The 15,339-nt window shown below is 56.2% G+C and carries 18 protein-coding genes; 9 read left to right on the top strand and 9 right to left on the bottom strand.

What is annotated here, in order from left to right:
- Positions 1-61 precede the first annotated feature (61 nt).
- The 4 genes from AC2FGC_RS13705 to fabD form a co-directional block, all read right to left on the bottom strand.
- Positions 62-601 carry a GNAT family N-acetyltransferase gene (locus AC2FGC_RS13705; RefSeq protein WP_496723438.1) on the bottom strand — a complete coding sequence of 180 codons (540 nt, stop codon included), beginning with the start codon at positions 599-601 and terminating at the stop codon, positions 62-64.
- Between the two features lie 139 nt (positions 602-740).
- On the bottom strand, positions 741-974 hold the full coding sequence (locus AC2FGC_RS13700; RefSeq protein ID WP_005982462.1) for an acyl carrier protein: 234 nt from the start codon (positions 972-974) through the stop codon (positions 741-743).
- A gap of 209 nt (positions 975-1,183) precedes the next feature.
- Positions 1,184-1,921, bottom strand: a complete 738-nt coding sequence (fabG, locus tag AC2FGC_RS13695) for a 3-oxoacyl-[acyl-carrier-protein] reductase (protein WP_496723440.1) — start codon at positions 1,919-1,921, stop codon at positions 1,184-1,186.
- A 42-nt stretch (positions 1,922-1,963) separates the two neighbouring features.
- Positions 1,964-2,902 (bottom strand): ACP S-malonyltransferase, encoded by a 939-nt coding sequence (fabD, locus tag AC2FGC_RS13690; RefSeq protein WP_496723442.1) that lies wholly within the window; start codon positions 2,900-2,902, stop codon positions 1,964-1,966.
- Between the two features lie 161 nt (positions 2,903-3,063).
- Between fabD and AC2FGC_RS13685 the strand changes: the two genes are divergently transcribed.
- Positions 3,064-4,290 carry a cytochrome b/b6 domain-containing protein gene (locus AC2FGC_RS13685; RefSeq protein ID WP_496723444.1) on the top strand — a complete coding sequence of 409 codons (1,227 nt, stop codon included), beginning with the start codon at positions 3,064-3,066 and terminating at the stop codon, positions 4,288-4,290.
- A gap of 59 nt (positions 4,291-4,349) precedes the next feature.
- Here the strand turns inward: AC2FGC_RS13685 and AC2FGC_RS13680 are convergent, their stop codons facing one another.
- Positions 4,350-4,922, bottom strand: coding sequence for a YceI family protein (locus tag AC2FGC_RS13680; protein ID WP_109311412.1), 573 nt, complete (start codon positions 4,920-4,922; stop codon positions 4,350-4,352).
- 128 nt (positions 4,923-5,050) lie between these two features.
- The gene (locus AC2FGC_RS13675; RefSeq protein ID WP_496723447.1) at positions 5,051-5,569 is read right to left on the bottom strand and encodes a hypothetical protein; all 519 of its coding nucleotides are present in this window, start codon (positions 5,567-5,569) and stop codon (positions 5,051-5,053) included.
- A 284-nt stretch (positions 5,570-5,853) separates the two neighbouring features.
- Here AC2FGC_RS13675 and rpsF point away from each other — a divergent pair, with 284 nt between their 5' ends.
- The 7 genes from rpsF (at position 5,854) to AC2FGC_RS13640 (ending at position 10,198) form a co-directional block, all read left to right on the top strand.
- Complete coding sequence (rpsF, locus tag AC2FGC_RS13670) at positions 5,854-6,207, top strand: 30S ribosomal protein S6 (RefSeq protein WP_082637099.1); 354 nt, start codon at positions 5,854-5,856, stop codon at positions 6,205-6,207.
- A gap of 27 nt (positions 6,208-6,234) precedes the next feature.
- Complete coding sequence (gene rpsR, locus AC2FGC_RS13665; protein ID WP_005982441.1) at positions 6,235-6,462, top strand: 30S ribosomal protein S18; 228 nt, start codon at positions 6,235-6,237, stop codon at positions 6,460-6,462.
- A gap of 12 nt (positions 6,463-6,474) precedes the next feature.
- The gene (gene rplI / locus AC2FGC_RS13660; protein WP_496782627.1) at positions 6,475-7,095 is read left to right on the top strand and encodes a 50S ribosomal protein L9; all 621 of its coding nucleotides are present in this window, start codon (positions 6,475-6,477) and stop codon (positions 7,093-7,095) included.
- Positions 7,096-7,334: 239 nt separating this feature from the next.
- The gene (locus tag AC2FGC_RS13655; protein WP_496723449.1) at positions 7,335-7,691 is read left to right on the top strand and encodes a hypothetical protein; all 357 of its coding nucleotides are present in this window, start codon (positions 7,335-7,337) and stop codon (positions 7,689-7,691) included.
- Positions 7,692-7,844: 153 nt separating this feature from the next.
- Complete coding sequence (locus AC2FGC_RS13650; RefSeq protein WP_496782625.1) at positions 7,845-8,333, top strand: transglycosylase SLT domain-containing protein; 489 nt, start codon at positions 7,845-7,847, stop codon at positions 8,331-8,333.
- Between the two features lie 214 nt (positions 8,334-8,547).
- Complete coding sequence (locus AC2FGC_RS13645; RefSeq protein WP_058274014.1) at positions 8,548-9,249, top strand: LuxR family transcriptional regulator; 702 nt, start codon at positions 8,548-8,550, stop codon at positions 9,247-9,249.
- A gap of 97 nt (positions 9,250-9,346) precedes the next feature.
- Complete coding sequence (locus tag AC2FGC_RS13640) at positions 9,347-10,198, top strand: acyl-homoserine-lactone synthase (RefSeq protein ID WP_496782623.1); 852 nt, start codon at positions 9,347-9,349, stop codon at positions 10,196-10,198.
- Between the two features lie 96 nt (positions 10,199-10,294).
- Here AC2FGC_RS13640 and tig read toward each other — a convergent pair whose 3' ends face one another.
- The 3 genes from tig to AC2FGC_RS13625 form a co-directional block, all read right to left on the bottom strand.
- Entirely contained in the window at positions 10,295-11,626 is a 1,332-nt protein-coding gene (gene tig / locus AC2FGC_RS13635) for a trigger factor (protein ID WP_282151585.1), read from the bottom strand.
- A gap of 183 nt (positions 11,627-11,809) precedes the next feature.
- Positions 11,810-12,934, bottom strand: coding sequence for a porin (locus tag AC2FGC_RS13630; RefSeq protein ID WP_496723455.1), 1,125 nt, complete (start codon positions 12,932-12,934; stop codon positions 11,810-11,812).
- Positions 12,935-13,235: 301 nt separating this feature from the next.
- The gene (locus AC2FGC_RS13625; RefSeq protein WP_496723457.1) at positions 13,236-14,813 is read right to left on the bottom strand and encodes an NAD(P)H-hydrate dehydratase; all 1,578 of its coding nucleotides are present in this window, start codon (positions 14,811-14,813) and stop codon (positions 13,236-13,238) included.
- A gap of 169 nt (positions 14,814-14,982) precedes the next feature.
- Here AC2FGC_RS13625 and AC2FGC_RS13620 point away from each other — a divergent pair, with 169 nt between their 5' ends.
- Positions 14,983-15,321 carry a P-II family nitrogen regulator gene (locus AC2FGC_RS13620; protein ID WP_058274017.1) on the top strand — a complete coding sequence of 113 codons (339 nt, stop codon included), beginning with the start codon at positions 14,983-14,985 and terminating at the stop codon, positions 15,319-15,321.
- Positions 15,322-15,339: the final 18 nt, after the last annotated feature.

The raw sequence follows: 15,339 nt of genomic DNA, 5'->3' as shown, positions 1-15,339 counted from the left end.
CCGTTTTTACCAGGATCGGCAAACCAAGTTCGGTTTGCGGCATTCAGGAAGTCTCAAATTGTCAGTGGCGCGGCGGCGGACCATTGCGGCGCAGTAGCGTAACGTCGCTGCCATTGTACGCGCATTCACGCATCGGGGCATACCCCAGCTTGTTCGCCAGCTTTTGCGAGGCAGAATTCTCCGAATTCACCATTGCAACCAATGGCCCAGGCATGATCCGGTCAAACCAATCATGCGCGGCCTGCGCGGCCTCTAACCCCAAGCCCTGCCCTTGTGACTCGGGGACCAAAATCCAGCCTGCCTCGGGGAAACTGTCAAAATCTTCGCCGATCGAGCGGTTACCGTAGAAGAACCCCGCCTGCCCGATCATCTGCCGATTCGACTGCTGAACCACGGCCCATTGCCCGAAACCGGCCATTTGCCAGTGCCCGGCATTTCGAAGGAATGAATCCCACGCCTCTCCGCGCGACCGCGGCTTGCCGCCGATATGTCGCACGATGCATGGGTTGCGCCAAATCTCGGCGAACCGGTTGAAATCCTCTGGCCGCATGCCGCTCAGCGTCAAACGGGCCGTATTGATCATCGGGGTGGATCTTATCATGCCCTTCCCGCTCTGAATTATGTGCCTCGGGTAAAAGGTTGCGAACGAATACGGCACCTTGCAAGGCGGAATTGGGCAAGGCACAAAAAAACGGCGCCTCCGTTGCCCGGAAGCGCCGCTTTTTAATTATTTTGAAGCTTTAGGAAGCTTCCGAGATGAATTTGACGGCGTCGCCAAATGTCTGGATGGTCTCGGCTGCGTCATCGGGGATTTCGATGCCGAACTCTTCTTCGAAGGCCATAACCAGCTCAACAGTGTCCAGGCTGTCTGCGCCCAGATCGTCGATGAAGGACGCGTTTTCGGTCACTTTGTCTTCTTCAACACCCAGGTGCTCAACAACGATCTTTTTAACGCGATCTGCGACGTCGCTCATGTCTATTCCTCATTCCGTTTTCAGGGCCTAGTGCCCGGTTCTGCCCTTGCCCGCTCAGGCTGGCTTTGATTTGCCCGGTGCGGGCGGTTGGGTCCCGGATGACCGGGAAAGTAGAAGGCCGACCATTTGGTCGACCCCAGCATTTATGCGCCGCCTATAGCATAGACAACGCGCGAGGCAAACGCTTTCGCACCTGCCCCTGTCCGCGCTCACAACATGGCCATACCGCCGTTAACATGCAAGGTGGTTCCGGTAACATATCCGGCTTCGGGGCTGGCAAGATACAGAACAGCCGCCGCAATTTCCGACGCATCGCCCATGCGACCGGCGGGAACCTGCCCCAAAATGCCCGATTTCTGATCGTCGGTCAGCTTGTCGGTCATGGCTGTGGTGATGAAGCCGGGCGCAACCGCGTTAGCCGTGATCCCACGACTGGCAACTTCATAGGCCAACGACTTCGTCATACCGACCATACCCGCCTTGGATGCGGCATAGTTTGCTTGACCGGGGTTGCCGGTGGCGCCAACCACGGACGAGATGTTGATGATCCGACCCCAACGGGCTTTCATCATGCCCCGCAGGACGCCTTTGCACAGCTTGGCGGTCGAGGTCATGTTCACGTCGATCACGCTCTGCCATTCGTCATCCGACATGCGCATGAACAGGTTGTCACGCGTGATCCCGGCGTTGTTGACCAGAATATCAACTGAGCCCATCGCCTCGGCCGCCTGCTTTGGCAGCGCCGCAACGGCCTCACCGTCGCTCAGGTTGCACGGCAGGACATGCGCCCGCTCACCCAGCTCGGCGGCCAGTGCCTCGAGCGGTTCGACACGAGTGCCCGACAACGCAACCGTGGCCCCCGCACCGTGCAGCACGCGCGCAATCTCGCCGCCAATCCCGCCGGATGCACCGGTGATCAACGCATTCTTACTTGTCAAATCAAACATTCGATCTTCCTTTTGCAGCGCAACTTGCGTCGCACATTGCTCTTATGATTCGCTCTTAACCACATTCTGCACGTCATCCGGCGTGCCGACAGCCTTGCCAGCAATCGCGCGGTCGATCTTGCGGATCATCCCCGAAAGCGCCTTGCCTGCGCCGATCTCCCAAGTCTCGGTGACGCCCTGCGTCGCCATGTACTGCACGCTCTCGCGCCAGCGCACTGACCCGGTGACCTGCTCGACCAGCAACTGACGGATCAGGTCCGGGTCGCTGACAGCCTCAGCCCGCACATTGGCGATCAGCGGAACCGCCGGAGCCTTGATTTCCACCGCGGCCAGTGCCTCTGCCATCACATCGGCAGCAGGCTGCATCAGCGCACAATGGAACGGAGCACTAACAGGGAGCATTACAGCGCGCTTTGCGCCTTTTTCCTTGGCAATCTCGGCGGCGCGTTCCACGGCTGCTTTTGCGCCTGAAACAACGACCTGAGTAGGATCGTTGTCGTTCGCGGCCTGACAGACCTCACCTTGCGCTGCCTCTTCTGCGACTGCGCGCACGGCCTCAAGGTCCAGCCCCAGAATGGCGGCCATCGCGCCTTCGCCAACTGGCACAGCGCTTTGCATCGCTTGACCACGGGTGCGCAGCAGACGCGCCGTATCAGCAACCGATAGCGCGTCAACAGCGGCCAACGCCGAGTATTCCCCCAACGAGTGCCCCGCCACGAACGCAGCATCTGTGACGGCTACACCTTCGGCTTCCAACGCACACATCGCGGCCATCGAGGTTGCCATCAATGCGGGCTGTGCGTTCTGCGTCAGGGTCAGGTCTGCAATGTCACCATTCCAGATCAGGTCACTCAGCTTTTCACCCAGCGCTTCATCGACCTCGTCGAAAACAGCCTGTGCAGCCGGGTAGGCCTCAGCCAGTGCCTTGCCCATACCGATGGTCTGGGCGCCCTGCCCCGGAAAAACGAACGCGCGTGTCATTGCAACCTCTTGGATGACGTTAGGTTGCGATGGGGTGTAAACCGAGTGAACGAGCGGCACAAGCTCTGCATCCTGACACGCATTCTGTGCGTCAGAGGCTATTGTGTCGGCCCCGGCTGCATTTAGGGTGGCCACAGCAAACAGATCGGAGTCGCAAACCAATGCCCCTTGCCAACACCACACAAAGCTATGGAGGCGTTTCGAAAACCTTCCACTGGCTGACAGCCTTGCTCATTCTGACGGCGCTGCCGATTGGGTGGTTTGCAAACCAACTGGCACACGCAATCGAAGACCCGACCATTCCAACGACACCGGAAGACCTGCAACAGGCGGCGCAGCTGTTTTCGCTGCACAAAACTGTCGGTGTAACGGTCTTTTTCGTGGCGCTTGCCCGTATCTTGTGGGCGATCAGCCAACCCAAGCCGGGATTGCTCAATGCTGAAAACAAGCCCGAGGCATTTGCGGCTGAAACCGTCCACTGGCTGTTGTATGGCTCGCTGGTTCTGGTTCCCCTGACAGGCTGGATTCACCATGCGGCCACCGAGGGGTTTGCGCCGATCCTCTGGCCGTTCGGTCAGAACTTGCCCTTTGTGCCCAAATCCCCCGCGTTGGCCGAAACAAGCGCCGGGTTACACTTCGTCCTGATGCTGGTGCTGGTCGGTGCTCTGGTTTTGCATATCGTTGGCGCGCTCAAGCATCACGTGATCGACAAAGACAGCACATTGCGCCGTATGATGCCAGGACGGGTGGATTTGCCGGAACCGCCAACGCAATGGCACTCACCTGCCCCCGTCGTCGCAGCAGTCGTGATCTGGGCTGTTGCTCTTAGCATCGGGTGGTTCGACGGAGCCTACTCGGCACATCCGACCGGTGATAATGCATCTGCCGAACTGGAGGCGGTGCAATCCGACTGGCAGGTGCAGGAAGGCACTTTGTCGATCACGATCACCCAGTTGGGCAGCCCCGTCAGCGGAGCGTTCTCTGATTGGACTGCGGCAATCACATTCGACGACCCTGCGGAATCCGGACCGGCCGGGGCTGTTGATGTGACAATCGCCATCGGCTCATTGACCATTGGCACCGTGACACAGCAGGCTATGGGATCGGACTTCTTTGACAGCGCTCAGTTCCCGACCGCAAATTTCAACGCCGAACTGTTCAAGACCGATCTGGCCTATGAGGCACGCGGCACCTTAACCATCCGGGACAAAACCATGGACGTCGTCTTGCCGTTCGAGCTGGACCTGCAGGACGGTACGGCAAAAATGCAGGGTGAATTGGAATTGAACCGTTTGGACTATGACGTTGGCACGTCGCAGCCAACCGAAGATTCGCTGGCCTTTGCCGTCAAAGTAGCCGTTGAACTGACAGCCACCCAAGCCGAGTAAAGAAAAAACCGCCGAGACCTGACGGGTCCCGGCGGTTTCTTTTTGCATATACGGCAGGCTTACTCGGCCTTTTGCGCCTCTACCGAAATACGAACCTCAACCTCATCGCTTACAAACGGTGCGAACTGGCCCAGGTCGAACTCGCTTCGGACCAGTGTCGTGGTGGCATCAAATCCGGCCCAGGGCTTGCCCGCCATCGGATGCTCGCCAACTTGGTTCAGCTTGGCGTCCAGAACGACCGACTTGGTCACGCCGTTCATGGTCAGGTCGCCGGTGATGTTCGCGGTGTTTTCACCGGTGACTTCGATACCGGTCGAGGTGAACGAAATCAGGTCACCCTCGGCAACGCCAAAGAAGTCTTCGGTCATGAAGTGATCTTCGCGCGGCTTCCAGCCGGTGATCATTTCGACCACTGGCATCGACACGCTCACGCTGGAATCTGCCGGGTTTTCCTGATCGAACATGATTTCGCCCTCAAAACCCGAGAACATGCCAGTCGTGGTGGAAAAACCAAGGTGGTTGTAGTTGAAAACTACCTGGCTGTGGCTGGGGTCCAGAACGTATTTCTCGGCGCTGGCAAATGCCGAGGTCGCCGATACGGCCAGTGCAGCAGCAAGAAGGGTGGATTTCATGAAAATCTCCAAAAATGTTGTGAATGCAAACCAATCGGAATGCTCGATAAAGAAAATGTGCCGCCCAAGGGCGGCACACAAGACTTATTCTCTAACAATTTCTGTTCCTAAATGAACAGAAGTGAAAATCAGGCGAAGATCGTTACACTTCCGCTCAATTGGCCCTTCAGCGCTCGGCCAACATCCGCCGATTGCAGCGGCAATTTCATCAGCAGGCTACCGTCCACGTCATAGAGTTCGACCTGATCATCATCGAACCGGGCACCACCCAGGGTGTCATAGCTGCGGCGCAGTACTGTCTGAGGACGGCCGTTTTCATTCTTTTGCAGCACGCGTACTTCGCGGCGGATCGGATCAAAATAGGCATCGGGGCGCGCATCGAGCACCTGAATGGTCAGCAGGCTGACACCGATCAGTAGGAACGTCAGCGACGCAGCCAGCTTGATCGGCCAAACCTCGGTTGCCATCACCGCACCCGACATCAGCCACATGGAAAACGCCACAATGATCAAAAACGCGCCGGCGACGCGTGCCAGAATAGTGCGTGCCCTCCAATTCGGCGCAAATGCGATAAGAATTGGAACCGATTGATCATAAGTCGTGCTGTTCGCAGACTTCTCGATGGTATTCGTGTTCATCGCGGTCATTTCTCTGTACCCTAGTTCACGTTGCCGTCTTTGGTTCGGTCTGTCCGGTTAGTTCCCGGTATGTAAAACAACTTTGAGCCGAAAAGAGTCAGGAATTGGGCAGCGCAATGGAAATAGCGCGACTTCACCAAGGCATGTGTGACGGCCCTTGCCCCCCGACGCGAATGGTGTATATGGGGCCATCCTTCGCAAGAGTTAAGAATCGCGCAGCCTCTCGTGGCAGGGTCGCGAAGGACGAACCGGCCCCGCCTTTGAAATGCGCCTTGATATAAACAGGAGTGCACATGCCACTGTATGAGCATGTAATGATCGCGCGTCAGGACCTGTCCAACGCGCAGGCAGAAAGCCTCGTCGAACATTTCGGCACCGTTCTGGCTGACAACGGCGGCAACGTCGTCGAAAGCGAGTACTGGGGCGTCAAGACGATGGCCTACAAGATCAACAAGAACCGCAAGGGTCACTATTCCTTCCTGAAGACCGACGCCCCAGCTGGCGCCGTTCAGGAAATGGAGCGCCTGATGCGCCTGCATGACGACGTTATGCGCGTTCTGACCATCAAGGTCGACGAGCACAACGAGGGCCCTTCGGTCCAGATGCAGAAGCGCGACGAGCGCGAAGGCCGCCGCGAGCGCCGCTGATCAACGCCTGACGAAAGGACATATACCATGGCCGCAAAACCATTTTTCCGCCGCCGCAAGGTCTGCCCGTTCTCGGGCGACAACGCGCCGAAGATCGATTACAAAGACACACGCCTGCTGCAGCGCTACATCTCTGAGCGTGGCAAGATCGTTCCCTCGCGCATCACCGCCGTTTCGGCGAAAAAGCAGCGTGAACTGGCCCGTGCTATCAAGCGCGCCCGCTTCCTCGCCCTGCTGCCATACGCTGTGAAGTAAGGAGAGACTGATATGCAAGTTATCCTGCTGGAACGCGTTGCGAAACTGGGTCAGATGGGCGACGTCGTTGACGTCAAGCCTGGCTACGCCCGCAACTTTCTGCTGCCCCAAGGCAAAGCGCTGAGCGCTTCGAACGCCAACATTGCGTCGTTCGAATCCCAAAAAGCGCAGCTTGAGGCGCGCAACCTGGAAACCAAGAAAGAAGCTGAATCTCTGGCTAAAAAGCTGGACGGTCAGCAGTTCATCGTGATCCGCTCGGCATCGGATGCTGGTGCTCTGTACGGTTCGGTCACCCCGCGTGACGCCGCAGATGCCGCAACCGAAGCTGGTTTCACCGTCGACAAAAAGCAGATCGCTCTGATCGCACCGATCAAAGAGCTGGGCCTGCACTCGCTGGCGGTCAAGCTGCACCCCGAAGTCGAAGTCAAGATCCAGATGAACGTTGCCCGCTCGCAAGAAGAAGCCGAACTGCAGGCTTCGGGCAAGTCGATCCAGGAACTGGCTGCCGAAGAAGAGGCCGCCGCAGAATTCGAAATCGCCGAACTGTTTGACGATATCGGATCCGCAGCTTCTGACGATGACGATCTGGTTGCCGAAGAGGCCCCGGCTGAGGAAGACGAAGCCAAAGCCTGATCTGGCTACTTTTGAAAGATTGATTGGCCGCGCTGAAAGGCGCGGCCTTTTTTTGTGTTCGACCCTCAGGCCGTGACAACGAGCGACGTCCGGCCCGACCATGAATCTGGATGGAAATTGTGCTATCCTATGGTCACGCGGCCCCTGCCGCCCCAGCCGTATTTTTTTGAAGTTCATTTTATTAGCAAATTGCGTGATCGCGCATCTGGGCGGACCGCGATCCGGCAGGAGAAATCACCATGGCATCCTTGTGCGACTACATCGTTGTGAACGACGGCTCATTCTCTTTAAACCCCGGAGAAAGCCAAACCTTCAGCGACCCAATCCCTTCCAACCTGATCATCGGAACCAACCGCGCGAAACCGATCCTCGCCTTCAAAGCCTGGGCAACGCCGTCCGGAGGGGCCTTTCAGATCGAGATAAACGATACCTTTATCTACGGCCCATCCATGTCGGGCGGCGACATTCGTGGATTATGGGAGACCTTCCCCGGAACTGTTCTGAACCCGGGGATCAATAACACCGTTCAGTTTCGCGCGACAGAGAACAAGACCTGGTTTGCGGATATCATTTTGTGGTTCCAGGTCGATATGTGACAACCCGCCTTTCCGAGCTGACCAATAAGGAACACTCTGGCACCGGATTGTGACGCAGCGAGACCCGGCATAAATCAGCACGCGGGCTGGCTGTCTGCTTGCGGTTGCGTTCGGCAGGACTATCATGCCCCAAACCCCATCCGGAGACTACACATGCCCCACTACACGCGACGCGCTCTACTTGTTGCATTACTCGGCGCACCTGCCCTAGCTGCCTGTGGTGGCCTGGATGGCAAGCAGAGCTCTCGCAATGCCCCTTTTGATCCGCAGCTATACCCCAACGAAACCCCTGAATTGCGCGCCTCAATCAACAAGTGGGCTGACCATTATGAATTGCCACGCGAGCTGTTGCACAAGCTCGCCATAAGGGAAAGCACGCACCGGCCATGGGCGGTCAACAGCCCCTATTACGGGTTGCTGCAGATCCTACCCGCGACAGCGCGATCCATGGGGTACAAAGGCAACGCACAGGGTTTGTTGGATGCAGACACCAATCTGGAGTTCGCCGGAAAATACCTGCGTGGGGCGTGGCTCTTGTCAGATGGCGACCAGAAGCGGGCTATCTTCCTTTATGCCAAAGGTTACTACCCCGAGGCGAAGGCCGCCGGGATGCTGGTTGAAACTGGCCTAAGGTCAGAGTGACGTTGGGTAAGGATATAACTTGTCATTAGCGTAAAGGTTGCAATAATGGCTTATGCAATCGCTAAGGTATTCTGTTGCCATAACCACGCATTATGCTTAAGCGATATGTATAATTAGCTTGCGTCAGGCACCACAGTTGACGCAACGTATTCGGTGAAATGGACAGACTTGGCATTTCTTTGGGGAAAGATTTGCCGCCGCAAAGGTTGGACAGGTGAAACTTATAGACTTGGCCGCGATCGACCACGAGGAAAAGTCGGCAGCCGACATAATTAATGCTGTCTGCGATGAATTGGGATTCGATTACGCATCTTACGCCACTTTTAACCCTGTAAAGGGTGATGTTCAGGGATATGCCAACTACCCGGACGAATGGAAGATTCACTATGGCAGCCAAGGTTTCCACCATTTCGATCCGACCTTGTATCAATCTGCGCTCAGCATCGCTCCGGTGGACTGGGGCAGATTTAATCACGACGAAAAGTTCCATTCGGTTTTTCGGGATGCGCATGATTTTGGCATTACTTCCCGTGGCTTAACCGTTCCGGTACGTGGCCCGTACGGGGAATGTGGCCTGCTGAATGTGACCCGAAATTGCTCGGATTCCGAGTGGGCAAAGCTGAAGAAACATGTGATGGGGGACCTGCAGATGGCCGCAGTTACAGCGCATGATACCGTGATGCAGTCTGGCCTGTTGGCCAAAGCGCTCTATTTACCAGCTCTTTCGACGCGAGAGAAAGAGATCCTGCAGTGGGTTGCGGATGGAAAATCACAGCAGGACATCGGTGATATCCTGTCAATTTCACACCGAACCGTCGAAGTTCACATGCGGTCTGGCCGCGAAAAAATGGGCGCGTTGACAACACCGCAAGCCATTGGAAGAGCTATTGGATTGGGCCTAATTGCCCCAGGATAATCAAAAAAGATTAAAAAATACGGGAAACCCCCAATAGTCTTAGCTCAAATCTAAGTTAACGTCATCCTTACGGTAACCAGACTGTAGGGGGATGGAAATGATCATCGTAATTGATGGTATCAACCAAAATAAGTTTAAGCATGTCTTGGACGAGATGTACAAACTGCGCGCGCGCGTTTTCGGCGACCGCCTTGGTTGGGATGTAAACATTGTCGATGGGCGCGAACGCGACTATTTTGACGACCTTCATCCAGCACATGTAGTCAGCATCAATGACGAGGGGGACGTCGTTGGGTGCATGCGACTACTGCAAACGACCGGGCCACACATGCTGTCCGACGTTTTTCATTCAATTCTGGACGGCGAACCGCCGATCCGCAGCGCTCAGGTCTGGGAAGCAACCCGGTTTTGCGTCGATACCAAAAAGCTTGGGCGAGGACGCGGAGAAAACTCCGTTTCTTACGTCACCAGCGAGGTAATGATCGGCTCGTTCGAATATGCCAAGATGGCCGGTGTTCTGGACTCTATCGCCGTGATAGACCCGGTGATGAACCGCGTCCTGCAACGGTCCGGCAATGCGCCTTACGATTATCTTGGAACTGCCAAGCCGATGGGCAAGGTTGTGGCCATGGCCGCCCTTATGGACTGTTCGGATGAACGGATCGCTGGAATTCGGGATTACGCCGACATTGAACACGATGTCTTCCTGACCGACGAACAGGCCTTGGAACTGGTTGAACGGGCAAAGGCCAAGCCAAGTGCCGCGAATTATGACCACCAGCCTCTGACGCAGTTGGAAAAATACTTTGTCGAACAGATGAGTTCGGCAACATCGAAAGCCGAAGTTGAATCAGTGCTGAAACTGATCGAAGCGCTTTCGGACCGCTTCACGCCAGAGCAGAAGACCGCTCTGCTAAGAACCCCCCGTGCTTTTGCTCATGAGGCCTGACCCCCTCACCTCATAAGTTAAAGCCACCCAAGCGGAGCCGTCTAATTTCAGACGGCTCCGTATTTTTTTGCGCCCACGGGGATGGGCGAACGAGGATTACTCCTCGTCCAGTGCCTCAACGGCTTTCTGCAGATCGTCTTTGCTGACTTCTTTGTCCGCGACCTGAGCCAGTTCAAAGACATAATCGATGACTTTGTCTTCGAAGATCGGCGCGCGCAGCTGTTGCTGCATCTGAGCGTTCTGCTGCACAAACTCAAAGAACTGACGTTCCTGACCAGGGTACTGACGTGCCTGGTTCATGATCGCCTGGGTCATCTCAGAGTCGGTGACCTCAACCTCGGCCTTCTGACCCAGTTCAGCCAACAGCAGGCCCAGACGCACGCGGCGTTCGGCTAGCTTGTTGTGCTCGTCTGTGGGCTCGATCTCGGCGTGGTCGTGACCTTCCACTTCCGGGTTTTCCTCGTGCCATAGCTGATGTGCGATCTGCTTGGCTTCGGCTTCAACCAGCGACGGAGGCAGGTCGAACGAGACCTTCTCGTCCAGCGCGTCCAGCAGGCCACGCTTCATAACAGCGCGCGATGCACCGGAATATTCCGCTTCCAAACGCTCGGCGATTTGACCTTTCAGCGCGGCCAGATCTTCTGCGCCGAACTTGGTCGCCAACTCGTCGTTTACCTCTGCAGCAACAGGTTCCTTCACCTCTTTGATGGTGCAGGTGAATACGGCGTCTTTGCCGGCCAGATGCTCTGCGCCGTATTCCTCGGGGAAGGAAACGTTGACGTCTTTGACTTCTTCGGCCTTGACACCAACCAGCTGCTCTTCAAAGCCGGGGATGAAGCTGTTGGAACCCAGTACCAGCGGATAGTCTTCAGCCGAACCACCTTCGAACTCTTCGCCGTCAACTTTGCCAACAAAGTCGATCACAACCTGATCGCCGTCCTTGGCTTTCGAACCCTTGCGGCGCGCTTTGAAGTCCTGCGCGGTTTCGGCCAGGCTGTTCAGCGCTTCTTCGATGGCTGCGTCGTCTGCTTTGACAACCAGCTTTTCCAGCTCGACCGATTTCAGGTCAACTTCGGGGATCGCAGGCAGTGCCTCATAAGACATTGCGACCTCGACGTCGTCGCCTTCTTTCCAGTCTTCGTTGGTCATTTTGACCTCGGGCTGAAGCGCAGGGCGCTCGCCGCTGTCTTCAAAATGCTGGTTCATCGCACCATCGATGCTTTCCTGCATCGCTTCGCCCAACAGGCGCTGACCGAACTGCTTTTTCAGCAATGCCATCGGCACTTTGCCTTTGCGGAAACCCTTCATTTCGACTTCCGGCTGCGCTTCGACCAGTTTCTCGTTAACTTTGTCGTCCAGCTCGGCTGCGGATACGATGATATTGTAGCCGCGTTTCAGACCTTCGTTCAGCGTCTCAGTAACCTGCATTATGGTAGTCCCCATAGGATTCGGGGCGCGCAAAACGGCGCGCCGGGCAAATTTGACGCCTTCTATTTGCCCAGCCGCTTACGTGCAAGAGGCAATGGCCAGATCAGCCTTGTTTTGCCGCCGATTTGAACAAAAAAACGCCCCAGTCAGACCGGGGCGCCGTTAGTTTACGGGGAAACGTCGTCAGAACTTCCAGAGCGCACCCAGCACCCAGGCTTCGTTCTTGTCAAAGTCGACCGTGTCGTCGAAATCGTGGTTACGGTATTTCAGGTAGGCGTCTGTGTTGATCGCGTCGATCCGCTGGACAACGGCAATACCCCAGGACTTGGTGCTGGACCCCTGATTTTCAAAATCAGAACCGTCGAAATAGTCGATGCCAACGCCGGTTTTACCCCAGGACACCCAATCCCCTTCATAAGCAAGTTTAGTGTACCAATAGTCCGGGTCGCTGGCGCCGGTAGAGGTATCGTCCCGCGTGCCGAGGGCTGCAGTAAAGCTGAACCCGCTGGGCAACAGGACCGACGCGGACCCGATGGTATCCTTGCGCTCGCCGGGTTGGCCATCGAAGTCCCTTACGGCGTAGGCAATGCTCGCTGCGAACTCGACACCGTTGGTGAAGGTGTTCCGGTACTTGACCGCGAGATCGTAATAATCGTCATCGTCGCTGCTGGACAGAATGTTCTGACCATAAGCAATCGCCGCGGAGAAGCCGTTGAAATCGGGCGTGTCATACCGGACCCTGCCCCGACGCGCGCCATCAAAGTTGCTGGCCGAGTCGCCAACGGTGATCCCACTCAGGACACCGTCTGCTCCTCGGTAGAAAAACGCGCCGTTTTCATCGTTTGTGAAAGAATACAAAGCTGTCCCGACGTAGGACAAATCCGTTTCGGCGGCCCCGTCCGAGGCCATGCTGCCCTGACCGGCAGAAAACTTGCCGTATCCACCTTTAAGCGAGAAATCGACATGGCGGATGTCTTCGCGGGTCCAACCGCTTGTGTTGGTGCCATTCTGGTTTGCTGACCCCGTACTTGGCAGACCCAGGCCCGTTTCGAACCGGAACATAAACTCATTGCTGCCATAGGGCTGCATGACTCGCAAACCCACGCGGCTGTTGGACAGGTCATTATCCAGCAACCGGGTCTCGGTCTCCTGGCCGTCATCGACCGATACGATCACCGGATCAAGCTGACCGTACAGCACCACATAACCGCCGCTGTTGTTTTCGTACTTTAGTTCAGCAGCAGCAGGGATCGCCGTGGTCATCGCCAGAACAGCGGCAACCGAGGGGAGTTTCAAATTCACTGTCATTTTATTCACCTTGAACGTTTCGTTTGTGGGAACCGCCAAAAGAAAAACCGATATGACGGGCCACTCCGCAAGGAACCGAGTTAGTCGCGTTTAGAGTTTCTGCCTTACGGCTCAAATCGGCAGAAAGTAAATTTTAATCATATCAAAGATTTGGCCACCAAGATTTCGTTGGTAGGAAAATCTGGGTACAAGTCTGCCACTCTGTCCGAAGTCTTTCAAAAGGAATGACATGCACTGATGCGTATACGTGCGGCTATTTCTTGCCGAACGCTAAAAAAAACGGCCAATTTCCGCCGATACGTCATTTAACAAATTTCTGAAAGACTGCAGGAAGTTGCTCGGGTAAGTCCTCGGCAATCAGCCCGGGGCCAAATTGGCGCGCGCATTCAACATGCAGCCAGGCTGCCGTTTCCGCTGCCTGCATTGGGGCGAACCCTCGCGCCAGCAACCCGGTGATAAACCCGGCGAGCACATCGCCAGAGCCAGCCGTCGCCAACCACGGTGCCGAACGCTCATAATGGGCCGAATTGATCGCACAGCGCCCATCCGGTGCGGCAATCACCGTGTCCGGCCCCTTGAACAGAACCACACACCCTGCCCGCGTGGCCGCCTCACGCGTTGCGTCGACCTTGGAGTAGGCCGGGCCTCTGGTGGGAACCGCAGTCAACTTCTCAGCAATATCCGGGAAAAGCCGGGCGAACTCTCCACCATGCGGTGTGAGAACGCAATTATCGTGCAATTGGTCAAACAGAACCGCAGGGTCGTCCGCAAACGCGGTCAAAGCGTCCGCATCCAAAACTGTCGCCCGATTTGCAGCCAGAGCAACCGGAACCAACGCCTGCGCACGCTCCAATCCCAGACCGGGGCCAAGACAAAGCGTATTCAACCGCTCGTCGTTGAGAACATCGGACAACCCCTCACCACCCTCAACCCGTTGCAACATGATGGCCGTGACCTGCGCCGCAACTTCCATCTGCGCGGCCGGCGGGACACCCAACGTTACCAACCCGGCCCCAATCCGCAAAGCACCGCGCGCCGCCAATCGCGCCGCGCCAGTCTTTCCGGGGTCACCAGAAATAATCAGGGCGTGACCATGAGAGTACTTGTGCATCGCTTTGTTCGTTCGGAGATTGGAAGGGTACTTTTCTGACACTTGCCAGCGGGAATTCCCGGTCTCGTATTGAATGGAAGAGTTCCGTCGAAAAGACGGAACAAAATCGGCAATTCCAATTTCCTTGACCTTCAACGTTTCCGCCTGATCCGCCAAAAGGCCAATTTTATGGCCAAGCCGCTTGCGTTCGAACGTTACAATGAGACCGACGACCTCGGGTCCATCGTAGAACTGTGTTTCCTCGTCCAGAAACTTCCCGCTATCGGAACAATATCCAGAGGGAACATCGATAGCCACATCAATGCCAACCTTGAACATCTCACGGCAAAACGCCTTGGCGTCTCCAGAAAGCGGTCGCGACAACCCTGTTCCGAACACGGCGTCAATAACAAGGTCAAAGTCGGCTTTCAGCAATTCGCCCGCTACTGGATTACTGCCTTCGATATCTCCAATTTTGCTCCACCGTTCACAGTTCGCCTTCGCATCCGGCGGCAACTTTTCCGGATCGCCAAACAGAAAAACCTCGATCTCCCAACCCCACTCTTTCAACAGCCGTGCAACGACGAACCCATCACCGCCATTGTTGCCGGGACCGCACAAAACCACGGCAGTGCCAGACGTTCTTGACAGTTCAGGCCACTCCTCGAAAATCGCCTCGACGACCCCGCGACCGGCTCGCTCCATCATTTCCAGCCCGGTCACCTGACCTGACTCAATCGCCGCTGTTTCAATTGCTCGCATCTGCGCCGCTGTCAGCAATTCCGTCATCTCAAATCCCTTGGCGATTCAAATTCGCTTATTTTTTGTGCAAGTCGATCAAAATTTGACCCATCGCCTAGTTTCTCAACACCTTGTATGGGCCGATATCGCAATCACATTGCCGCCCGATTTTAGACGTGGTCAGTGCCTGACTGACAAGAGTTAATAGGAGCCCGGGATGAAGAAGATCGAAGCGATCATCAAGCCGTTCAAACTCGATGAGGTTAAAGAGGCGCTGCAGGACGTCGGCGTCCAGGGTCTCAGCGTGATCGAGGTTAAGGGCTTTGGCCGTCAAAAGGGCCACACCGAACTGTATCGCGGCGCGGAGTACGTCGTCGATTTCCTGCCCAAGGTGAAGGTCGAGGTTGTGCTGGACGACGATCAGGTCGACGCAGCCATCGACGCCATCGTCGCGGCCGCAAAGACCGACAAGATCGGCGACGGCAAAATCTTTGTCTCGCCTGTTGAACAAGCCATTCGCATTCGGACCGGGGAAACCGGCCCGGAAGCACTGTAACAAACTCAAAGCAGAGGA

The sequence above is a fragment of the Ruegeria sp. CDSC054 genome, from assembly GCF_059610645.1.
This window is presented reverse-complemented; position numbering and strand designations above follow the sequence as displayed.